Below are 22755 nucleotides of genomic sequence, written 5' to 3'. Positions count from 1 at the left end.
ACCGTGCTGGATCTTCGGGGCTGGACTTCGTTAGGTTTGCATAACCTAACAAATTGCGAGGCGTTTCAGCTCACCCGTGAGACGCTGATCGCGTATTCGGGCGGCGAGGGCACGGACGAGGGTGCCGGCGACGGCACCGACGGGTGCGCCACCGGGGCGCGGTGGCCGAGCACGGACTGGAGGATCTCGCCGACCCGCACGGACGTGTTGGACAGCAACGACGACGAGATGCCGTGCGTGTGCTCGGTGCCGCCCTGGAGGTAGAGACCGGCCACCAGGTCGTCGTCGGTGTCCAGGCGGTAGTCGCGGCCGACGCTGAGCCTGCCCCGCGCGTCACGGGCGCAGCGCCCGGCCAGGTCGCCCAGCAGGCCGGTCGGGTCGGCCTCGCGGTAGCCGGTGGCGTAGACGATCGCGTCGGCGTCGAGCACTTCGCGCGCGCCGGTGCCCAGCGACTCCACGGTCACCGCCACGCCGCCCTCGCGGTCGTCCAGCTCGGCCACGCGGGAGAGGTTGAGCAGCCGCAGTCGCTGCCGCCCCACCACCTTCTCCCGGTACACCCGCCGGTACAGCTCGGCGATCAGGTCGCTGTCGACCACCGCGTAGTTGGTGTTGCCGTGGTAGTCCATCAGCTTGCGCTTGACCTGCTCGGGCGCGTCGAAGTAGTCGTCCACGGCCGCGGGGTCGAAGATCCGGTTCGCGAAGGAGCTGTCGTCGGCCGGGCTGTAGCCGTAGCGGGCGAACACCGCGCACACCTCGGCGGTCGGGAACCGCTCGTGCAGGAACGCGGTCACCTCGGCGCCGCTCTGCCCGGCGCCGACGACGACGAGCCGGCGCGGGTCGGCCAGCGACTCGACGCGGTGCAGGAAGTCCCGGTTGTGCCAGACCCGCGCGGACGGCCGGACGCCCTCGGGCAGCGCCGGGCGCAACCCGGTGGCCAGCACCAGGTTGCGGGCGCGGCGCACCTCCACCTCGCCGGTCGACGTGCGCGAGGCGACGTCGAAGTGCGTGATCACACCGTTCTCGGCCACCGGCCGCACGTCCACCACGTCGTGGTCGTAGGACACCAGGTCGTCGACGCGACCGGCGGCCCACTCGAAGTAGTCGTGGAACTCGACGCGCAGCGGGAACATGTTCTTGTGGTTGATGAAGTCGACCAGCCTGCCCCTGCTGTGCAGGTAGCTCAGGAAGGTGAAGGTGCTGTGCGGGTTCCGCAGCGTCACCAGGTCCTTGAGGAACGACACCTGCATGGTGGCGTCGTCGAGCAGCATCCCGCGGTGCCAGCCGAACCGCGGCTGCCGTTCCAGGAAGTGGGCGGTCACCACGTCTTCGGCGCGCGCGCTGGCGTTGTACTCGGTGACGGCGATCGCGAGGGCCAGGTTGGACGGCCCGAAGCCGACGCCGAGGACGTCGAAGACCGGTGGCTGTGGCATGGCTGTCCCATCGGTGCGAAAACAGGGTGATCGAACTTTGGTTACCCTAACCTAAGTTGATCCCTCGCGGGAGTGATCCAGGCCTCTCTCGTGATTAGGGTAGCCTCACCTCGCACTTCAGCGGAAGGCGGGCACCGGGGTGAAAACCGTCCACAGGACCGAGGTCCTCAAGAGGGCCGTGACCGGGCAGTGGAGGTCGGTGAGCGTCGCCTCGGCGCTCGGCGCGGCGCACCAGGCCGGCGAGGCCGCCGTGCCCCTGCTCATCGGCGTGGTGATCGACGAAGCGGTGCGCACCGGCGCGAGCGGGCGGCTGGTCCTCTGGATCGGCGTGCTGGCCGCGGTGTTCGTGACGCTGTCGCTGAGCTTCCGCTTCTCCCTGCGCAGCGGTGAGAAGGCGTCGCACCAGGCCGCGCACGAGGTGCGGTCGGCGTTGGCCGCCCGGGTGCTGTCGGCGGACGGCGGCGCGGCGCGCGGCAGGCTGTCCGGCGAGCTGGCGAACATCGCGACCAGCGACGCGCAGCGCGTCGGGCAGGTGAACCTGGCGCTGCCGATCGCGTTCTCCGCGGTGATCGGCGTGCTGGTGGGCGCGGTGGCGCTGCTGCGGGTGTCCTGGGTGCTCGGGCTGCTGGTGCTGGTGGCCGCGCCGGTCCTGCTCGGCTTGGCGCACGTGCTCGGCAAGCCACTCGAACGGCGCAGCGACGCCGAGCAGGACCGGGCCGCGCTGGCGTCCGGGGTGGCGGCCGACCTGGTCGCCGGGCTCCGGGCGTTGAAGGGCATCGGCGCGGAGGACGCGGCGGCGCGGCGGTACCGGGTGACCAGCCGGTCGTCCATGGCGGCGGCGATCCGCGCGGCCGGGTCGCGGGCCTGGCTGGACGGCTCGATGCTGGCGATGACCGGCGTGTTCCTGGCGATCGTGGCACTGGTCGGCGGGCACCTGGCCGCGGCCGGGACGATCACGGTCGGCGAACTGGTCGCCGCGGTCGGGTTGGCGCAGTTCCTGCTGTGGCCGCTGTCGATCTTCTCCTGGGTCAACGGGTTGCTGGCGCAGGGCCGGGCGTCGGCCGCGCGGGTGGCCGAGGTGCTGGCCGCGCCACCGGACGTGCCGCCCGGCTCGTCGCCGCTGCCCTCGGTCGCCGGACGGGTGGAGCTGGACGGCGTGGTGTCCGGGTCGTTGCGCGGGGTGTCGTTCGCGGTGGCGCCCGGCGAGCTGCTCGGCGTGGTGGCGCGCGACCCGGCGGACGCGGTGTCGCTGCTGGCCGTGCTGGCGCGCGAGGTGGACCCCGTGGACGGCGCGGTGGCGCTGGACGGCGTGCCGCTGTCCACTGTGGAGGGTTCGGCGCTGCGGCGGGCGGTGTTGGTGGCGGCGCACGACGCGGACCTGTTCGAGGGTTCGGTGCGGGACAACGTCGCCGCCGGTGGGCCGCGGGCCGATGGCGAGGGGCTCCGCGAGGCGCTGGACGCGGCACGGGTGGACGACGTGGCGCGGGCGTTGCCCGACGGGCTGGACACGGTGATCTCGGCGCGCGGCCGGTCGCTGTCGGGCGGGCAGCGGCAGCGGGTGGCGCTGGCGCGCGCCCTGGCCGCCGCTCCCCCGGTGCTGGTGGTGCACGACCCGACGACCGCGGTGGACGCGGTGACGGAGGTGGCGCTGGCCGCCGGGATCAAGCGGGTGAGGGCGGGCCTGACCACGATCGTGGTGGCGACGAGCCCGGCGCTGCTGGCCGCGGCGGACCGCGTGGTGTTCCTGGCCGCCGGCGCCGTCGTCTCGTCCGGCGCGCACGCGGACCTGGTGGCGGACGAGGACTACCGACTGGTGGTGTTGAGCTGATGGCCGGACCGACGACGGACGAGACGCGCCGACGGGTGGTGTCGGGCTGATGGGCGAGCTGCTCGCGACCGCCTCCGGCGCCCGGACCTGGGCGGTGGTCGGCGAACTGGTCCGCCCGCGCCGGGCGTTGGCGTGGGCGGCGCTGCTGGTGCTGCTGGCGGGCACGGCGGTCGGGTTGCTGACCGCGCCGGTCCTGGGCCGGATCGTGGACCTGGTCGGCGCGGGGTCGTCCGCCATCACGTGGCCCGTGGCGGTGCTGGTGCTGGTCGCCGCCGTCCAGGGGCTGTCGACGGCGGTCGGCACGTCGTTGGTGGCGCGGCTGGGCGAGGGGATGCTCGCCGACCTGCGCGAGAAGTTCGTGGAACGGGCGCTGCACCTGCCGCTGGGGCGGGTGGAGGAGGCGGGCTCGGGCGATCTGACCTCGCGGGTGACGCGGGACGTGCAGGTGATCGCCGACGCGGTGCGCAACGCGCTGCCGGTGATGGCGCGGTCGGCGTTGACGATCGGGCTGACCGTCGTCGGCATCGCGGTGCTGGACTGGCGGTTCCTGATCCCCGTGCTGCTGGCGATGCCGATCCACGTGCACACCGTGCGCTGGTACGGCGGGCGGGCGGTGGAGCTGTACGCGGCGCAGCGCGTGGCGGTGGGCGTCCAGCAGCAGCAGTTGCTCGACTCCATCGGCGGCGCGGCGACCGTGCGGACGTTCGGGTTGGCCTCGGCGCACGTGGCCCGGGTGCGGTCGCGGTCGCAGGCGGCGGTCGACCTGGCGTTGCGCGGCATCCGGCTGCTGACCCGGTTCTACGGCCGGCTGAACGCGGCCGAGTTCATCGGGCTGGCCGGCGTGCTGGTCACCGGGTTCTGGCTGGTCGGCGCGGGGTCGGCGTCGGTGGGCACGGCGACCGCCGCGGCGCTGTACTTCCACGGCCTGTTCAACCCGCTCAACGCCGCCCTGGCGCTGGCCGACGACGCGCAGGCGGCCACCGCGTCGCTGTCCCGGCTGGTGGGCGTGACCGACGAGCCGATGCCCGTCCAGGAGGGCCGGGTGCGGCCGGCGGACACCACGGTCAAGCTGGCCGGGGTCTCCTACTCCTACGTGGACGGACACCCGGTGCTGCGGGACGTCGACCTGGAGCTGGCCGCCGGTGAGCGGGTCGCGCTGGTCGGGGCCTCCGGCGCGGGCAAGACGACGTTGGCCAAGCTGATCGCGGGCGTGCACGAGCCGACTACCGGGTGCATCGCCATCGGCGGGGTGGAGCTGGGGTCGGCGGTGCGGTCGGTCGCGTTGATCACGCAGGAGGTGCACGTCTTCGCCGGTCCGCTGGCCGACGACCTGAGGCTGGCCCGGCCGGACGCCACCGAGGACGAGATCTCCGCGGCGTTGGCGCGGGTCGGGGCGCTCGGCTGGGCCTCCGCGCTGCCCTCCGGCCTGGAGACCGTGGTCGGCGAGGGCGGGCACCGGCTGACCGTGACGCAGGCGCAGCAGCTGGCGCTGGCCCGGCTCGTGCTGGCCGACCCACCGGTGGCGATCCTGGACGAGGCGACCGCGGACGCGGGCAGCGCGGGCGCGCGGGAGCTGGAGGAAGCCGCCGCGCGGGCGTTGGACGGGCGGACCGGTCTGCTGGTGGCGCACCGGCTCACCCAGGCCGTGACGGCGGACCGCGTGGTCGTGCTGGAGGCGGGCCGGGTGGTGGAGAGCGGCCCGCACGAGGAGCTGCTGGCCGCCGGCGGCCGTTACGCGGAGCTGTGGGCGGCCTGGTCGGGCACCCGGTCGTGACGGGCCGCGCCGAACGCGCGGCCGGCTCGACCGATCGGGTGCCGCCGCGCCGGGTCGGGCGCATCGCCCGCCCGGCGCACCTCGCCGACGCCTCTCCCGCCCGGTGGTCCGGCGATCACCGGCGGCCGTCGGCGGGACCGGGAAGCGGTCTCAGAGGAGCACGATCAGCAGCACGATCGCCAGGGCCACCGCGATGATGGTCGGGATGGTGGCGGGCGACTTGCGGTAGTGCCGGTCCACCGACGTGGTGCGGAACCAGCTGTGCGGCAGGCGGCGGCGGTGTCGTTCGACCCAAGGCATGTCGGCTCCCAACGTGGATTCGTCCCCCGACGATCACGGTGGTGGTACCCGGGACGAGCGGTCGCTAAGCCGAAACGTGTCCTGCCCGACGAAAGCGCCGGTGGTCGAAGGACCACCGGCGCGTTCGAGGAGCGGGTTTCAGGCCTGTTCGGCGACCGGGGCGGGCCGCCGGCGCAGGGCCAGCGCGTCCGGCACCAGGGTCAGCAGGCCGAGCACGCCGAGGGCCGCGCCGATCCACAGCGGGCCGCGCAGCCCCATGCCCCAGTCGATGCCGAGGCCGCCGATCCACGACCCGACCATCACGCCGAGCATGATGCAGGCCGTGTGCACGGAGTTGACCAGCATGTTGTTCTGGCCCACCCGCGCGCCCCTGGTCACCAGGGCCGGGTTCATCGACACACCGGTCAGGCCGATCACCACCAGCGCGATGACCGCGACCACGGCCGACTGGGCGAACAGCGCGAAGAGCGCCATCGCCGCCACGGCCACGACCAGGCCGACCACCAGCACCTGGATGGTGAACCGGTCCGCCAGCCTGCCCACCACGTTGTTGCCGACGATCGTCGCCACGCCGTAGACCACGAGCAGCACCGGCACGATCCCGGCGGAGAACCCGCTGAGCTCGGTCAGGATCGGCACGAAGTAGGTGAAGCCCGCGAACGTGGCGCCGATCAGCAGCAGGCTCGTCGCGTAGATGGCCCACAGCTTGCCGCTGCGGAAGATCGCGAGCTGGCCCGCCATCGGCGTCGGCGGCGGGGCCGGCATCGCGGGCAGCGCCTTGACCAGCAGCAGGCCGACCGCCAACGCGACGCCCGCCACCACCAGGAAGCTGACCCGCCAGCCGAACCGCTCGCCGATCAGCGTCGCCGCCGGCAGGCCGAGCACGGTGCCGAACATCAGCCCGCCGAGCACCAGCGACGAGGCCCGCGCGAACTTCTCGCCGCCGACCAGCTCGGCGCACGCGGTCAGCGCCACGCCGAAGAACGCCGCCGCCGCGACCGCGGTGACCAGGCGGGCCACCACCATCGTCCCGTAACCCTGCGCCGCGGCGCCGAGCACCTGGCCCACCACGAAGACCGCGACGAGGCCGAGCAGGGCGGTCTTGCGCGACATCTTCAGCAGCGCCACGGTCAGCAGCGGGCCGCCGACCGCCATCGCGCCCGCGTAGACGGTCACGAGGTAGCCGACGGCCGCGAACGACACGTCGAACTCGGCGGACAGCGCGGGCATCAGCCCCGACACCATGTACTCGCTGGTGGTCAGGGCGAAGATGCCCAGCCCGAGGACGTAGACGGCTAAGGGCATCGGTACGGACTCCCGAAGAGGTTCAGCGGTGCGGCGACGCCGGCGGCGAGCCGGCGTCGCGTCAGATGTTGGTGATGATCCGGTCGATGAAGCCGTACTCCAGGGCCTCCTCGGCGGTGAACCACTTGTCGCGGTCCGCGTCCCGCTCGATGGTCTCGACCGTCTGACCGGTCTGCTCGGCGGTGATCCGGGCCATCCGCTTCTTCATCTGGGTGAAGATCGTCGCCTGGATCTCGATGTCGGTCGCCGTGCCGCCGATGCCCGCGGACGGCTGGTGCATCAGCACCCGCGTGCTGGGCAGCACGAAGCGCTTGCCGCGCGTGCCCGAGGAGAGCAGGAACTGGCCCATCGAGGCCACGAAGCCGAGGCCGATCGTGGACACGTCGGGCTTGATGTGGTTCATCGTGTCGTAGATGGCCATGCCCGCCGTGACCGAACCGCCCGGCGAGTTGATGTACATCTGGATGTCGGCCTCGTCGTCCTCGGCCGCGAGGACCAGCAACTGCATGGTCAACCGGTTGGCGACCTCGTCGTTCACCTCGGAGCCGAGCAGCACGATCCGCGACCGAAGCAACTGCTCGTACAGCGGGTCGTGCGCCATCGGAGTTTGCGTGTTCGAGCGGGCCAGGATCGCTGCCGCGAGGTCCACCGTTCCCCCATGTTCCATACGTGAAAAATGCCGTGCGTGAACAATGCCGTTCGACTACGGAACGTAGCCTGATCGTCGCAACCCAATCAACTCGACGGCCCGCAGTTCGCTAGTGGCGAACCTACCGCCGACGCGCCTCGGACGGCGCCTCGCCGAGCAGCACGGTCGCCGCGTAGCCGAGCGAGTTGCCCCGCACGCGCACGACGGTCAGCCCGCACTCGCGCAGCAGCGCCCGGAACCGGGGCTCGCTGAACGACCTGGAGTAGAAGCCGTCGGCGCCGGTGAACAGCACGCCGCCGTCGCCGGTCAGCTCGAACTCCAGGCCGCGCACGCCGCACCGCGTGTAGTAGGCGTGGCGGACCTTCGTGGCCTCCAGCCCCTCGCCGAACACCGAGATGACCGCCGCGCCGGACGCGCCGGCCAGGGACCTCAGCAGCCGCGGCGGGTGGCGGAAGTTGCCCAGCAGGTTGAACGGCAGCGTGTACAGCGGTCGCTCGCCCACCAGGTCCCGGTCCCACCGGTGGTGGTTGAACAGGTCGTCCACCAGCGTGCGCGCCCGTTCGGCCATGCCCTCGCGCTCGATGCGCGCGGCGAGCGTGGCGACCGCCCGCGCGTCGAGGTCGACGCCCAGGTAGCGCACGCCGAGGTGCCGGGCCACCTCCAACGCGCGCCCGTCGTAGCAGCCGAGCTCGACCAGCGTGTCGCAGCCCAGGTAGGGCATGGCCTCGGCGGTGGCCAGGCTCTCCATCTGCAACAGCGGCAGGACGTCGTCGGGGAAGTTGGCCAGGGTCATGATGGTCGCCGAGCCCGACGAGCGCGCGTAGAAGGCGGACTCCGGCTGGTGCTCGACCGCCAGCGCCTGGTGCTGGCCGATGTGTTCTTCGAACAGGTCCGACATCTGAAGCGCAGACTCCTCCGGTGTGGGCGGGACGATCACGCGCGCCTGGCGCGTGGCGCGGTGAACCGCCGGTACACGACGTCGCGCAGCACGTCCTCGCCGCCTTCGACCAGCGACACGTGGCGCAGGTCGCGCACCAGCGCGCCGATCGGGACCTCGTCGGTGTAGCCGAGGCCGCCGAACACCTCCGACCCGGTGCCCGCCACCCGCCAGCCGGCCTGGCCGCAGAACACCTTGGCGACCAGCGCGGACTTCAACGCGCCGCGCCGGGCGAACCGCTGTGCCGCGTCGGGGTCCGCCCGCACGGCGTCGAAGTCGTCCGCCGCGGTGCGGCACTGGCTGCGCATGGTCTCGATCTCGACCTCGACCTGGGCCATCTTGTCGGCGAACAGCGGGTGCTTGGCGAGCACGCCGTCGCGCAGCCGCCTGCCGGCGGCGAAGTCGAGGCACAGGTCGCGGACGCGCCTGGCCATGCCGACGGCGGTGGCCGCGATGAGCACCCGGCTGGCGTTGAGCCCCACCTCCAGCAGCCGCAGGCCGTGCCCGTCGAGCACGTTGCCCGCGGGCACGGCGCAGTCGGCCAGCGTGACCCGGTGCACCGGCGAGCCGGTCAGCCCGGTGGTGCGCCACGGCTCGGACACCGACACCCCGTCCACGTCGCGCGGCACGACGACGGCCACGTGCGGCTGGTCGTCGGCGCCGGCCTCGTGCCGCCCCACCACGAGCAGGTAGCGGGCGCTGTCGGCGTTGGTCGAGAACAGCTTCTCGCCGGTGACGACCACGGTGTCGCCCTTGGGCACGACCGTGGTCCGCAACCGGTCGAGCTCGCTGCCCGCCTCCCGCTCGGTGACGGCGGTGGCGAAGAAGCCGCCCTCCCGGCCGAGGTCGCCGAGCACGTCGGCACGCAGCCGGTCGTCGCCGTAGAGCGACACCAGCGTCGAGCCGATCACGCCCACGAGGGACGAGAAGGCGAACCCGGCGTCGGCGTAGGCCAGCTCGTCGACCACGTCGACGCCCTCGCGGAGGGACAGGCCGCGGCCACCGTGCTCGACGGGCAGCCACCAGTTCGCCAGCCCGGCGGCGTGCCAGGCCGCCGTGCGGGAGGCGAGGTCGGCGGGCCCGTCGAGCAGGTGCGTCCGGGCGAACGCGCGCACTTCCTGACGCAGGTCCATGACCTACGCGGACCGGGCCCTGGTGGCGAACCGGAGCAGCCCGCCGACGGTCTCCACCTCGTCCAGCTCCTCGTCCGAGGCGACGACCCCGAACTCCTTGCGCAGCTTCATCGCGAGCTCCACCAGGACCAGCGAGTCGAAACCCAGGTCCTCCAGCGGCGTCTCCGCCGTGATGTCCTCCGCCGGCACCTCGCTGATCTCGCTGATCAGCACGACGAGCCGGTCCTCGACCGCAGAACGCATGACTGGTTCCCCCTAGCTGCCGATGTCGTTGATCTTGGGCCAGCGCACCGCGACCGACCCCCAGGTCAGTCCCGCGCCGAACCCCGTGAGCACGACGTTGTGCCCCGATCTCAAGCCTTGGTGGCGCATCCCGTGCCCGAGCGCCAGCGGGATCGACGCGGCGACGGTGTTGCCGACGTCGGCGATGTTGCTGACCACCCGGTCGGCGGGCAGGTCGAGCTGGTCGGCGACGGCGGCCAGGATGCGGGCGTTGGCCTGGTGCGGCACCAGCCGGTCCACGTCCGCGGTCGTCCAGCCGACCTGGCTCAGCACCCGGTGCACCGAGTCGGTCATCGCGGTGACCGCCTTGGTGAACACCGGCTTGCCCTCCATGTGGAAGTAGCCGCGCGTCACGCCCGCCGCCCGTTCGGCCCGGCCCACGGCGGGCACCTTGAGCAGCCCGACGTGCTCGCCGTCGCTGCCCAGGTCGAACGAGAGCAGCGCGCCGTCCTCGTCCGACTCGCCCGCGCGCAGCACGACCGCGCCCGCGCCGTCGCCGATGAGCGCCCTGGTGGCCCGGTCGGCCGGGTCCAGGGTGTCGCTGAACTTGTCCGCGCCGATGAACAGCGCGCTGTCGAACAGCCCGGCGTTGATCATGGACGAGGCCGTGGCCAGGCCGTAGACGAACCCGGTGCACGCGGCCGAGACGTCGAACGCGGGCGTGCCGGACATGCCCAGGCGCGACGCCACGGTGGGCGCGGTGGCCGGGCACTGCCGGTCCGGGGTGGTCGTGGCGACCACCACCACGTCGACCCGCGTCACGCCCGCCGAGGCCAGCGCGCGTTCACCGGCCACCACCGCGAGGTCGCCGGTGGTAGTCCGCTCGTCCGCGATGTGCCGCTGCCGGATGCCGGTGCGGGTGCGGATCCAGGTGTCGGAGGTGTCGAGCACCTCGGCGAGCATGTCGTTGGTCAGCACGTCGGGCGGCACGTGGGTGCCGAGCCCGGCGAGCACCGCGGCCCGTGCCACGCCTCAGCCCTGCACGATCGCGGCGGCGGCCTCGGCCCCGCCGAGCGCTTCCATGTGCTTGACCGGGTTCCAGAAGTCCCGGTACAGCGTGATGTGCTCCCCGTCGGTGCGCAGGACGGAGATGTAGTCCTGGGAGAGCGTGCCGCCGGACTGGACGGCCGTGCCGTCGCCGTGGAACTCGCCGATGGCCAGGTCCTCGTCGGCGGTCGGGTAGAACGTCACCTCGGTGAACTTCACCGTCAGGTGCTCGGGGAACTTCTGCATGTGCTGCCAGATGGCCTCGCGGCCCTCGAAGCGGTTGGGCCAGCCGGGCGGGGCGTAGGGGAACTCCAGCACGCCCTCGGGGTGGAACAGGTCGCACCAGCCCCGGGCGTCGCCGTTCTCCAGCAACTCCAGGCTGCGGGTCAGGATCTCCTGGGCGTTCATGCGGACGTCCTTCCGGTGAGCACGGGCTGTGGGATGACGGGCACGCTGATCAGCGCGCGCAGGAACGTGATCGGCAACCAGACCAGCTCGTCGTGCGGCACGGCCAGGCGCAGGTCGGGGAAGCGGGCCAGCAGCCCGCCGATCGCGATCCGGGCTTCCAGCCGGGCCAGCGGCGCGCCGACGCAGTAGTGCACGCCGTGGCCGTAGCCGAGGTGCCCGTCGGCCTTGCGGGTGAGGTCGAGCCGGTCCGGGTCGGCGAACCGCTCGGGGTCGTGGTTGGCGGTGAGGTTCGAGACCAGCACGTACTCCCCCGCCGGGATGGTGACGTCGCCGAGGTCGACGTCCTCCGCGGTGAACCGGAGCATCGACGCGCGGACCGCGCTGTCGTAGCGGACCAGCTCCTCCAACGCGGCGGGCAGCAGGTCGGGGTTCGCGCGCAGCGACGCGGCCTGCTCGGGGTGCAGGAGCAGCGTGACGAGCGCGTTGCCGATCATGTTCATGGTGGTCTCGAACCCGGCCATGAGCAGCAGGTGCGCCATGGCCACCAGCTCGTCCGGCGACAGCCCGCCCTCTTCGTCGGCGGCCTGCACGAGCGCGCTGAACACGTCGTCGGCCGGGTCGCGGCGCTTGGCCTCCAGCAGGCCGCGCAGGTAGTCCGCCTGCTCCTCGGCCAAGGCCTCGGCGGCCTCCGGCGACAGCAGCTCGGCCTGCCGCTCCCACGCCGAGCGCACGTGGTCGCGTTCGGCCGGCGGCACGCCGAGCAGCTCGCAGATCACGCCGATGGTCAGCGGGACGGCGAAGTCGCCCATCAGGTCGGCCTGCTCGCGCGCCGCCATCGCGTCCAGCAGCTCGCCGGTCAGCTGCTCGATGTGCGGGCGCAGCAGCTCGACCCGGCGGCTGGTGAACGCGCGGCCGACCAGGGCGCGCAGCCGGGTGTGGTCGGGCGGGTCGGCGTTGAGCATGTGGGCGGTGAGGGAGGCGCCGACGGCCGCCCGCTGCTCACCCGTGCGCTTGGCGTACAGCTCGGCCGCCTGCTTCGCGTCACGCCGCACGCCGGGGTGCGAGAGCACCTTCTTGGCGTCGGCGTACCGGGTGACGACCCACACCGGGTGGTCGGGCGCGAGGTGGGCGGGCCGGGGCGCGCCGTCGACCTGGAGGCCGTCGTAGAGCGGGTGCAGCGGCGAGATCAGCTCTTCGCCGAGGCGGAGTTCAGGACCCGACACGGTGGGCCTCCTGGTCGGTCGGGAGCGGGGTGACGATCTTGCTGAACATCGAGTCGATGGCGCGGTCGGGCAGCACCCGCGCCAGCACGGTGCCGCGCCGGACGTCGGCGCCGACCCGGTAGCGGGTCTTGGGCCTGACCGAGGTGAGCGCGGCCCGGATGGCGACGGCCACCTCGGCGGGCCGGGTCTTGCTGTCCTTCGCGGTCTGCTCGTTGAACCCGAGGAACCGCAGGAACGTCGCGCGGTAGAGGTCGGCGACGGCGGCGGGCGCGGCGGCCAGCGCGTCGTGGCCGTCCTGGGCGATCTTGGCCCAGATCGGGGTCCAGATCGACCCGGGGCAGACCACGGACACCGTGACGCCCAGCGGCGCCAGCTCGCGGCGCAGGGCGTCGCTCATGCCCTCCTTGGCGAACTGCGCCGCCGAGTACGGCCCCAGGTACGGGATCGCGACCGTGCCGAGCCCGGAGGTCACGTTGACCAGCCGGCCGCGCGCGGCGCGCAGCAGCGGCAGGAACGCCTGCGTGACCGCGAGCTGGCCGACCACGTTGACCTCCAGCTGCCGGCGCAGCAGGTCGGTCGACACGACCTCCAGCGGCGCGGAGATGCAGATGCCCGCGTTGTTCACCAGGCCCCACAGGCCGCGGTCGCCGACCTTCCCGGCCACCTCGTCGGCCGCGGCGGTGATGGACGCCTGGTCGGTCACGTCGAGCACGACGTGCTCGATCCGGCCGGACGGGCAGTCGGCCACGAGCCGGTCGCCGTCCTCGGTCTTGCGCACCGCGGCCAGGACCCGGAAGCCCTGCTCGGCCAGGTGCAGCGCGGCTTCCCGGCCCAGGCCGGTCGACGCGCCGGTGATCAGCACGGTCCGGCCGGTCGGCGGCAGTGCCTTGGCGGTGAACACCATCTACTCCTCACGCGCCCGCGGGCGAACTCTGGGTGATCTCCGACAGCAGGGTGCTCAGCGAGTCGTCCGCCAGTCGTCGCGCGCGGTCGTCGGGCACGACGTCCGCGATGTGGGTGAAGTTCCAGAACAGGCGGCCGTGGCTGGAGTTGATCGTGGCCACGAAGTAGCCGTTGACCGAGATGCCGGTGAGGAACTGGGCGTCGGACACCCGCCACGGGCCGATCCGGTCGGGGAAGGCGTACCGGCCGATGTTGGACGAGCACAGGTTGATCGGGCCCTCGGCCTCCATGAACTCCATGAACGGCCGGGCCTCGGCCACCGAGGGCGGGCACGCGCCGACCACCATCGTGACCAGGTTGAAGTGGTCGCCCTTCGCCTTGCGCGCGGTGAGGTCCTCGGTGATCGCGCGGGCGAGGTCCCAGAACGGCAGCGCCGGGTCGACCACGGACGGCACGGTGGCCACGTAGGTGCCGACCTCGTCCGGGCGCACGGGCGGTTCCAGCTCGCCCCGGAAGTCGATCGGCGAGCCGACCGCGAAGTGGTCGTGCGCGTCCCCCGCGTCGGCGGCGGCGGCACGCACCAGCGCCGCCGTGACGGCGCCGTGCACGGTGGTCCCGTGCTCCCGCGCCGCGCGGGCCACGGCGTCCAGCTGCTCGCCGGTCAGCTCCCGGTGCACCAGCCGGGACCGTCGGCCCTCCAGCGGCACGCGGGTGGTCGGCTCGACCCGGCCGGGCCGGGTGCGCGCCATCAGCTCCTCGTCCCGGGCGGTCTGCTCGGCCAGCCGCGCCGCGCCCTCCTCGCCGGTGTGCCGGGCGGGCCGCAGCGCGTCGGGCGGCGGCAGCTCGCGGGACGACTCCACCGGCCCGTCGGCGGCGGCCAGGTCCAGCCACTGCTGCGCCAGCGTGATCACCGTGGTGCCGTCGGCGATGATGTGCGGCACGACGACCAGCAGGTCGTGCACGTCGTCGCCGCTGATCACCACGGCACGGGCGAGCGGGCCGGTGGCGGGGTCGACGCGGTCGACCAGCTCCCGCTCGTTGATCTCGCGGACCCACTGGTCCTCGTGCTCGCGCCGGACGTGCCGCAGCGGGATCGGGCGGTCGGTGGGCGTCCAGTGCGGGTCCAGCCCGTCGTCGTCCACGATCGCGAGCCGCAGGAACGGGTGCCTGGCCTGCACGGCGTCCAGGCCGCGGCGCAGGACGTCGGCCGGCAGCTCTCCGCGCACCCTGGTGCGGGAGATGACGTTGAGCGTGGAGAGCTGGTCGCACATCCAGTACCAGCGCTCCACCGGCGACAGCGGGCGGATCGGCGTGGCCATCAGTCGACTCCGGGGAAGATCAGGGCCTGCTCGTTCTGCCGGTCGAGCGTCCGCTCGGACACGAACCGGAAGTAGAGGCCGCGGGCGAAGGTCTGGAACGGGTTCTGGAGCTGCTCGGTGCGGCTGAGCCCGCGGGAGGCCAGCACCATGCCCCGCGCCCGGTCGCGCCGCCGGTCCTCGTAGGCGCGCAACGCGGTCTGCGGGTCGTCGATGGTCTTGAGGCAGTGCGCGAGCACCGCGCCGTCCTCGATGGCGATGGCGGCGCCCTGGCCGAGGCTGGTCAGCATCGGGTGGGCCGCGTCGCCGAGCAGGGTAACCGGCCCGTCGCCCCACTGCTCCAGGAACGGCCGGTCCTGGGCGGGCAGGCTGGTGATGCCCTCCTCCGGGGTGGCGGCGATGACCTGCTGCACCTCGTCGGCCCACCCCGCGTACAGGTCCTGCACGCCCGCCTTGCCGCCGCGCCAGTCCGCCGCCTGCCCGGCGGGCATGTTCTTGGTGCCCCACCAGTAGACGTCGCCGCCGCCGATGTCGACCAGGCCGAACCGCTGGCCCCGGCCCCAGTAGTGGGCGGCGTAGGCGTGCGTGACCTTGGGGTGGCGGAACGCGGGCGTGGCGCGCCAGACGACGTAGCCGTAGTCCAGCGGCTCCTCCGGGCCGGCGATCGCGCGGCGGATGGCGGAGTTGAAGCCGTCCGCGCCGATCAGCACGTCGGCGCGCACCTCGCGACCGTCGTCGAAGGAGACCACCACGCCGTCGCCGTCGCGGGTGTAGCCGGTGGCGGCGGCGCCCAGCTCGATCTTGGCGTCGGAGGCCTGCTCCAGCAGCGCCTGCTGGAGGCTCGCCCGGTGGATGGCCAGGTTCGGCTGCCCGATCCGGCGGGCGAGGTCGCCGAACTGGATCGCCCGGATGGGACGGCCCCGCTTGGTCAGGAAGCGCAGCGACTCGAACACCAGCGACCGGCCGGTGAACTCGGGCGTGACGCCGACCGCGGCCAGCGCGGTGAGCGCGTTGCTCATCAGCGACAGCGCCGAACCGACCGGGCGCAGCTCCCGGGCCCGCTCGTACACCTCGACCTCGAAGCCGGCCCGGCCGAGCGCGGCGGCGGCCGTGAGACCGCCCATGCCCGCGCCGACGATGACGATCTTCTTGCTCTTGCTCACGGTGCGGTCCCCTCGGCCCGGTTCGGGCTCAGCAGCGTGGTGATGGCGTCGGCGACGCCCCCGACGTGCGGCTCCTCCATCAGCACCAGGTGGTCGCCGGAGACGTCCACGACGTCGAGCCGGCCGGTGGTCCAGTGCCGCCAGCCGTTGTCCGGCTCGGCGTGCAGGGTGCCCGCCGCCTGGTGCATCGGCTTGAGCGAGTCGGGCAGCGGGCCGTCCGCGCGCAGCAGCGTCACGTCCAGGTCGGTCACCGGCGGCCGGTAGTCGATCAACGCCCGCCAGTTGGCCCGGAACAGCTCGTACAGCCGCTTCACGGTGGCGCGCGACGTGCCCCAGGGCAGCACCCCGGTGCTCATCGCGCGGTCGAGGACGCGGTCCAGCTTCTCGTCCTCGGTGAACTCCGCGGGCAGCTGCTCGACCGCGTCCAGGCTGCGCTCGAACCACACCAGTTCCCAGTAGAAGAACTCCATCAGCGCGTCGTCGCCGACCGTCACGTCGTGGTCGCGGCGCATGGTGATCGAGTCGAGCAGCACCAGCTCCGACACCGCGTCCGGGTCTTCCTCCCGCAGCACGCGGGCGATCTCGTAGGCGACGAACCCGCCGAACGACCAGCCGCCGAGCACGTACGGCCCTTCCGGCCGCACGCGCCGGATCGCGGCGAGGTAGGAGGCGGCCATCTCCTCGATGGACCGGGCGGGCGTGCTGCCCCGGTCGCTGCCCGCCGCTTGCAGCGCGTAGACCGGCTGGTCCGGCGGCAGGTGGCGGGCGATGGGCAGGTAGCACAGCACGTGCCCGCCCAGCGGGTGCACCAGGAACAGCGGCGGCCGGTCGCCGTCGCGGCGGATCGGCACCAGCGGGTCGAACTCCGCCACCGCCGACTTCACCCGCAGCCGCTCGGCGAGCCCCGCCACGGTCGGCGTCTCGACCAGCGCGGCCAGCGGGACGCCCACGCCGTAGCGCTTCTCGATCGTGACGACGAGCCGCATCGCGGTCAACGACGTGCCGCCGTTGGCGAAGAAGTCGTCGTCCACGCCGATCTCGGACAGGTCGAGCAGTTCGGTGAAGACCTCGGCGAGGTTGCGCTCGTACTCGTCGCGCGGCGCCACCCGTGCGGTGGACTCGTCGCGGGTCAGCGGGAGCTCGCGCAGCGCCGCGTCGTCGCGCTTGCCGCTGGGCGTCAGCGGGAAGGCGTCCAGCCACCCGAAGTACGACGGCACCATGTACTCCGGCAGCTCGGCGCGCAACGACCCGGCGAGGTCCGCCAGGTCGACGCCGTCGGCCTCGCCGATGAGGAACGCGGCCAGGAACGCGTCGCCGTCGGGCCGCTTGCGGGCCACCACCGCCGCGCCGCCGAGACCGGTGTGCCGCTCGGCCTGGCGCATGATCGCCAGCTCCACCTCGGCGGTCTCGATGCGGAAGCCGCGGACCTTCACCTGGGTGTCGGCCCGGCCCAGCCAGATCACGCTGCCGTCGGGCAGCAGCCGGGCGAGGTCGCCGGTGCGGTAGAGCCGGGCGCCCGCGCGCCACGGGTGCGGCAGGAACCGCTCCCGGGTGAGGTCCGGCGCGCGGTGGTAGCCGCGGGCCAGGCAGTCGCCGCCCAGGAACAGCTCGCCGGTCACGCCGACCGGCACCGGCCGCAGGTCGGCGTCGAGCACCTGCGCCTCGACGCCGTCCAGCGGCCGGCCGATCGGCGGCAGGTCGGGGAAGCGCGCCGGGTCGCCGGTGAGCGTGTGGTAGGTGACCTGGTGGGTCTCGGTCGGCCCGTACTGGTTCTCCAGCAGCAGGCCGGGCAGGGCGGCGGCGAACGCGCGGACCTCCTCGGTGATCCGCATCTGCTCGCCGGACGACACGACCACGCGCAACGCGCCCGGTCGCACGTCCACCGCGTTGGACGCCTCCGCGAGCCGCTGGAACGCCACCGCGGGCAGCAGCACGCGCTGCACGCCGTGCCGGTCCAGCAACCGGAGCAGCGCGATCGGGTCGAGCCGCGTCTCGTCGGTCACCAGCCGCAGCTCGCCGCCGCCGCAGTGGGTCGAGAATATTTCCTGGAACGACATGTCGAAGCTCAGCGGCGCGAACTGGAGCGTGCGCAGGCCGGGTTCGCCGCTGGGCACGCGCAGCTGCCACTGGGTGTACCCGGCCCACATCCGGTGGGTCAGCTCGACGCCCTTGGGCCGGCCGGTCGACCCGGAGGTGAACAGCAGCAGCGCCAGGTCGTCCAGGTCCGGTGTCGGCAGCTCGACGTGGTCCGCCGGATCCGCGGGGATGCCGGTGTCGGCGATGACGTCGGCGACCGGGATGACGATCCCGTCGTCCTGCGCCACGTGCGCGTGCTCGGGGTGCGCGACCACCCGGTGCGGCCGGGCGGTGTCCAGGATGAGCGCGAGCCGGTGCGCCGGGTAGCTCACGTCCAGCGGCACGCAGACCAGACCGGCCCGCAGCACGCCCCAGATCACCGCGATCATCTCCGGCGACCGGTTGAGCGCCACGCCGATGGTCGCGCCCGGCTCCGCGCCGCCGCGGATCAGCCGGGTCGCGACCGACCGGGACACCCGCTCCAGGTCCCGGTACGTCCACGCGTGGTCGTCCCCGGACGTGACCGCGAGCGCGTCCGGCGTGGCCTCGGCCTGCCGCGCGAACCGGGTCACCACGTCGAGCAGCGGCTCGGGGTGTGGCACGACGTCCTGGCGTGGCGCGAGGAACGCGAAACCGGAGCCGTGCGGGTCGTCCACCAGCTGCCGCAGCACCCCGACGTAGGTCTCGGCGATCAGCGCCGCCTGGTCGCGGGTGATCGTGCGGCCGTCCGTGTCGACCCGCAGGAACGTGCCGTCGCCGACCGGGTCGGCGATGACGTTGACGAACAGCGCGAAGTTCGTCTCCTCCCACACCCGCAGGCCGGTCAGCTCCCGCAGCGGTTCCAGCACGTGCAGGTCCACGTAGTTGAACGCGGTCTGGAGCACGCCGCCGTGGGCCTGCTGGATCGCGCTGAGCGGGTAGCGCCGGTGCTCGTGCCCGTCCCGCTCCTGGCGGAACAGCTCGCGGGCCACGTCCAGCCGCGTGCGGCCGGCGACGTCCGTGCGGACCGGGACGGTGTTGAGGAACAGGCCCACCATCCGGTCGGCCTCGGGCAGGTCGGGCCTGCCGTGCGCGACGACGCCCGTGACCACCGTGTCGGCGCGGGAGAACAGGTGCAGGGTGAGGCAGTGCGCGGCCAGGACCAGCGACTTCACCGGCAACGAGTGCTCGGCGGCCCGTGCCCGGAGCTGGTCGAGCAGGTCCGCGGGCAGGTCGACGCGGTGCGACGCGAACCGCGGCTCCTCGACGGGCTCGTGCGCGCGGAACCCGTCCAGCGAGGTCATCGCCGCGCCGTCGAGCAGGTCCGCCCAGTAGCGCGCGGTCTCCGCCGACGCCAGCGCGCGGCGCTCCTCCCTCGCCTGCCAGGCCGGTGACGGCGCGGCGGACGGCGCGGGCTCGCCCCGGTAGAGCGTCATCAGCTCGACGATGACGTTGGCCACGCTCCAGCCGTCGAGGATCGCGTGGTGGAAGCTGAGCACGAGGTCCAGCGCGTCGTCCCGGACGAACGCGGTGAACAGGTGCAGCGGGGCCCGGTCGAGCTCGTAGCGGTGGAACCGGCGCTGCTCGACGTGCTTGCCGATCACCGCCTCCGCGTCGGCGCGCCCGCGCAGGTCGACGACCTCCAGCCCGCCGGTCACGTGCTCGTGCACCAGTTGCAGCGGCTCGGAGGAACCCGCCAGGTCGAACGACGACCGCAGCGCCGGGTGCCGGGCGAGGACGGCGTCGAACGCCCGCCGCAACGCCCGCTCGTCCCACGCCACGGCGAACCGGTAGCGGAACACGTCGTGGTAGACCGAGGAGTCCGGGTGCCTGCTGGAGTGGAACAGCAGCCCCAGGCTGAGCCGGTTGACCGGGAACGCGTCCGCGAGCCCGGCCAGCCTCGGCCGGTCCACCTCGGACACCAGCTCGAACGGCGCCAGCCGCGACTCGGGCGCGACGGTGGCCGACAGCTGCCCGGCCAGCTCGGCGACGGTCGGGTGGCGCAGCAGGTCGGCCGGCTCGAACCGCAGGCCGCGGCGTCCGGCGCGGGCCCGCAGGCGCAGCATGACGATCGAGTCGCCGCCCAGCGCGAAGTAGTTGTCGTGGACGCCGACCTCGGGCACGCCGAGCACCTCGGCCCACACCTGCGCCAGCTCCGCCTCGACCGGCGTGCGCGGCCTGCCGTCCCGCGGCGCGCCGACGACCTCCGGCAGCCGCTTGCGGTCCAGCTTCCCGTTGGGCGACAACGGGATCGCGTCGATCCGCACGAAGAAGGCGGGGATCAGGTGCTCGGGCACCGCCCGCGCCATCCCGGCCCGCAGCCCGGCGGGGTCCAGCTCGTCGTCCGCCACGTAGTAGGCGACCAGGTGCGTGCCGAGGGCGTCGGAGCGCCGGTCGACCACCGCGGCCTCGCGCACGCCGGGCAGCGCGGCCACGTGGTCGCGTACCTCGCCCGGCTCGACCCGGTTGCCCCGGATCTTCACCTGGTCGTCCACCCGGCCCAGGTACTCCAGCGTGCCGTCGGCCAGCCGCCGCGCCCGGTCGCCGGTGCGGTAGAGCCTGCCCTCGCCGGTGAGGTGGTCGTGGACGAAGCGCTCGGCGGTGAGCGCGGGCTGGTTCAGGTAGCCGCGCGCCACGCCGACGCCGCCGATGTGGAGCTCGCCGGGCGCGCCCGCCGGCTGCGGCCTGCCCGCGCGGTCCAGCACGTGCAGCCGGATGTTGTCGATGGGCGAGCCGATCGGGACGCGGGTCGGCGTGCCGGGCGGGCAGTCGTACGCCGAGACGTCGACCGTGGCCTCGGTCGGCCCGTAGAGGTTGACCAGCCGCGCGCCGTCGCCGAACACCCGGTTGAACCGGGCGACCTGCGCGGGCGGCAGCGCCTCGCCGCTGCAGAACACCAGCCGCAACGACGACGCGGCCCGCCGGGCGTCCGGGTCGTCCTCCAGCAGTTCCAGCAGCGGCGCGAACATCGACGGCACGAAGTGGATCACCGTGACGCCGTCGCGCTCGACCGCGCGGAGCACCTCCCGCGGGTCCTTCTCGGCACCGGGCGGCAGCAGCGACAGGCGGGCTCCGGTGAAGCCCCACCAGAACAGCTCCCACACGGACACGTCGAACGACACCGGCGTCTTCTGCAGCAGCACGTCGTGCTCGCCGATGGGGTACCGGCGCTGCATCCACCACAGCCGGTTCACCACCGAGCGGTGCTCGACCATCACGCCCTTGGGGCGGCCGGTGGAGCCGGACGTGTAGATCACGTAGGCCAGGTCCGTCGGGGACGCGAGCGGCGCGACCGGCTCGGCAGCCGGCATGTCGGCGACCCGCAGCGCCGTGCCGACCGGGCCCAGCGCGGCGGCGTCCACCTCGACGTCGCCGAGGAGGGCGACCTTCGCGCCGCTGTCCGCCAGCAGCAGGCGGACCCGCTCGGCGGGGTAGGTGGGGTCGACCGGCACGTACGCGCCGCCCGCGAGCTGCGCGCCCAGCACGGCGGGCAGCAGGTGCGGTCCGCGCTCGACCAGCACGGCCACCGGGTCGTCCCGGGTCACGCCCCGGGCCCGCAGCGCGGCGGCGACCGCGTCCACCCGCGCGGCCAGCTCGGCGTAGGTGACCGTGACGCCGCCCGGCTCGACCAGCGCCACGCGGTCCGGCGTCAGCTCCACCTGGCGGGCGAACAGCTCGGGCAGGGTCACGTCATCCGGGAACGGCGCGTCGGTGGCGTTGTGCGCGTGGACCAGGTCGTGCCGCTCCCGCTCCGACAGCGGGTCCAGCTCGCCGACCGGCTGCCCGGTCGAGGTGGCCAGCGCCCGGAAGCAGGCCTGGATGTGCCGTGCGGCGGCCTCGATCGGGAAGTCCGCGTCGAACACGTCGGTCGCGCACTCCAGGTCGACCCGGGGGTCCTCGGCGCGGTCGAACTCCGAGACCCAGATCGCCAGGGCGTCCTGGTCGTGGGCGTGCGTCCGCGCCACCGTCTCGTAGGAGACGCCCGGCATCGGCGTCGCCGCCGGCTTGCCCAGGTAGGCCACGGTGGTGTCGAACAGCGGCCCGCCCGCCAGGTCGCCCAGCGGCAGCCGTTGGTGCTTCAGCAGCGCCCTGGTGTCCTGCCGCACGCGGGAGAGCACCTCGGCCGCGGTCAGCTCGGCGCGGGTGTCCACGCGCAGCGGCAGCGTGTTCGCGAACTGGCCCACGGTCTGCTTGGCCAGGGCGCCCGACCGGTTGAGCACGGGCACGCCGAGCACCACCTCGTCGACCTGGTGCACCTTCGCCAGGTACAGCGCGACGGCGGCGGAGAACACCACGAACGGCGACTCGCCGCGGTCGCGGACGGCGTCGACCAGCGCCCGCTCCAGCGGGAACGAGTACCGCCGGGTGCGCCTGCGGCCACGCGGGGCGCGGCGCGTGAACAGCACGGGCTCGACGCCCGCCACGGCCTGCGCGAAGAACGCCCGGTCCTCCTCGTGCCGCGCGGAACCCACGTAGGTGTCCTCGGCGGTCGCCTCGGTGAACGACGGCGCTTCGGTCGCGGTGCCCAGGTACTCCGCGCGCACCCGTGTCAAGAACAGTTGCAGGCCCCACGCGTCACAGATGATGTGGTGCGTCCGGACATATGCGTACACGCTCCCGCCCGCGTTCAGCAGGACGAGGTCGACCAGCCGGTCACCGGTCAGGTCGTAAGTAGTTGAAAATTCATCGGCAAGCCACCGCTCGACTTCGGACTCCCGATTCAGCCGCACCCGGCGGACCGTGAAATCAACGTCGTCGGCGAGCCACTGGTACGGCTCACCGTCCTCTTCGGAAAAACGAAGTCGAAATGCGTCGGTCCGCCGGGCCGCTGCGGCCATGGCCTGGACCAGCCGGTCTTCGTCCACGTCACCGCGGTACCGGTCATAAATGAAGACGGTGTACTGGTCCAGCTCCGGAAATTGAGCCCCGGCCACCCAGATGTCCCGTTGGTAAGGCGACAGTCGAATACGAGCAGTACTACCCACCGAGCCCCCAGTGTGCTGCACCGAACATGATCCGTGATTCGCGCCGGCTAGCTGGGCAACCGTATCAAGGCCCCTGG

16 protein-coding genes are annotated in these 22755 nt (G+C 73.2%); 2 read left to right on the top strand and 14 right to left on the bottom strand.

The window, feature by feature from the left end:
* Nucleotides 1–65 precede the first annotated feature (65 nt).
* Nucleotides 66–1430 carry a lysine N(6)-hydroxylase/L-ornithine N(5)-oxygenase family protein gene (locus ACQPYE_RS14070; RefSeq protein WP_498721595.1) on the bottom strand — a complete coding sequence of 455 codons (1365 nt, stop codon included), beginning with the start codon at nt 1428–1430 and terminating at the stop codon, nt 66–68.
* Between the two features lie 199 nt (nt 1431–1629).
* Between ACQPYE_RS14070 and ACQPYE_RS14065 the strand changes: the two genes are divergently transcribed.
* Nucleotides 1630–3258, top strand: a complete 1629-nt coding sequence (locus tag ACQPYE_RS14065) for an ABC transporter ATP-binding protein (protein WP_498721593.1) — start codon at nt 1630–1632, stop codon at nt 3256–3258.
* Between the two features lie 46 nt (nt 3259–3304).
* On the top strand, nt 3305–5032 hold the full coding sequence (locus tag ACQPYE_RS14060) for an ABC transporter ATP-binding protein (protein ID WP_498722908.1): 1728 nt from the start codon (nt 3305–3307) through the stop codon (nt 5030–5032).
* Nucleotides 5033–5182: 150 nt separating this feature from the next.
* Here the strand turns inward: ACQPYE_RS14060 and ACQPYE_RS14055 are convergent, their stop codons facing one another.
* From ACQPYE_RS14055 to ACQPYE_RS13995, 13 genes are all read right to left on the bottom strand, one after another.
* Entirely contained in the window at nt 5183–5332 is a 150-nt protein-coding gene (locus ACQPYE_RS14055) for a hypothetical protein (RefSeq protein ID WP_498721591.1), read from the bottom strand.
* A gap of 138 nt (nt 5333–5470) precedes the next feature.
* Nucleotides 5471–6637 (bottom strand): MFS transporter, encoded by a 1167-nt coding sequence (locus ACQPYE_RS14050; protein ID WP_498721589.1) that lies wholly within the window; start codon nt 6635–6637, stop codon nt 5471–5473.
* A 61-nt stretch (nt 6638–6698) separates the two neighbouring features.
* Complete coding sequence (locus ACQPYE_RS14045) at nt 6699–7238, bottom strand: ClpP family protease (protein ID WP_498722907.1); 540 nt, start codon at nt 7236–7238, stop codon at nt 6699–6701.
* Between the two features lie 169 nt (nt 7239–7407).
* Complete coding sequence (locus tag ACQPYE_RS14040) at nt 7408–8184, bottom strand: class I SAM-dependent methyltransferase (RefSeq protein WP_498721588.1); 777 nt, start codon at nt 8182–8184, stop codon at nt 7408–7410.
* 35 nt (nt 8185–8219) lie between these two features.
* The gene (locus tag ACQPYE_RS14035) at nt 8220–9356 is read right to left on the bottom strand and encodes an acyl-CoA dehydrogenase family protein (RefSeq protein ID WP_498721587.1); all 1137 of its coding nucleotides are present in this window, start codon (nt 9354–9356) and stop codon (nt 8220–8222) included.
* Nucleotides 9357–9359: 3 nt separating this feature from the next.
* A complete protein-coding gene (locus ACQPYE_RS14030) occupies nt 9360–9599 on the bottom strand; it encodes an acyl carrier protein (protein WP_053716782.1) in 240 nt (79 codons plus the stop codon).
* Between the two features lie 12 nt (nt 9600–9611).
* Nucleotides 9612–10607, bottom strand: coding sequence for a beta-ketoacyl-ACP synthase III (locus ACQPYE_RS14025; protein ID WP_498721585.1), 996 nt, complete (start codon nt 10605–10607; stop codon nt 9612–9614).
* Between the two features lie 3 nt (nt 10608–10610).
* Nucleotides 10611–11033 (bottom strand): nuclear transport factor 2 family protein, encoded by a 423-nt coding sequence (locus tag ACQPYE_RS14020; protein ID WP_498721583.1) that lies wholly within the window; start codon nt 11031–11033, stop codon nt 10611–10613.
* Entirely contained in the window at nt 11030–12256 is a 1227-nt protein-coding gene (locus ACQPYE_RS14015; RefSeq protein WP_498721582.1) for a cytochrome P450 family protein, read from the bottom strand. The genes ACQPYE_RS14020 and ACQPYE_RS14015 overlap by 4 nt, the downstream gene beginning before the upstream one ends.
* Nucleotides 12243–13160, bottom strand: a complete 918-nt coding sequence (locus ACQPYE_RS14010) for an SDR family oxidoreductase (protein ID WP_498721580.1) — start codon at nt 13158–13160, stop codon at nt 12243–12245. Before ACQPYE_RS14010 ends, ACQPYE_RS14015 begins: the two co-directional genes overlap by 14 nt.
* A gap of 7 nt (nt 13161–13167) precedes the next feature.
* Nucleotides 13168–14478, bottom strand: a complete 1311-nt coding sequence (locus ACQPYE_RS14005) for a phthiocerol/phthiodiolone dimycocerosyl transferase family protein (protein WP_498721578.1) — start codon at nt 14476–14478, stop codon at nt 13168–13170.
* The gene (locus ACQPYE_RS14000) at nt 14478–15638 is read right to left on the bottom strand and encodes an FAD-dependent monooxygenase (RefSeq protein ID WP_498721576.1); all 1161 of its coding nucleotides are present in this window, start codon (nt 15636–15638) and stop codon (nt 14478–14480) included. Before ACQPYE_RS14000 ends, ACQPYE_RS14005 begins: the two co-directional genes overlap by 1 nt.
* The gene (locus tag ACQPYE_RS13995; RefSeq protein ID WP_498721574.1) at nt 15635–22678 is read right to left on the bottom strand and encodes an amino acid adenylation domain-containing protein; all 7044 of its coding nucleotides are present in this window, start codon (nt 22676–22678) and stop codon (nt 15635–15637) included. Before ACQPYE_RS13995 ends, ACQPYE_RS14000 begins: the two co-directional genes overlap by 4 nt.
* Between the last annotated feature and the right edge of the window lie 77 nt (nt 22679–22755).

It is taken from the genome of Actinosynnema sp. CA-299493 (assembly GCF_050946825.1).
GTDB lineage: Bacteria > Actinomycetota > Actinomycetes > Mycobacteriales > Pseudonocardiaceae > Actinosynnema.
Note: the sequence above shows the minus strand (reverse complement) of the source record. Positions and strands in the feature narration are given on the sequence as shown.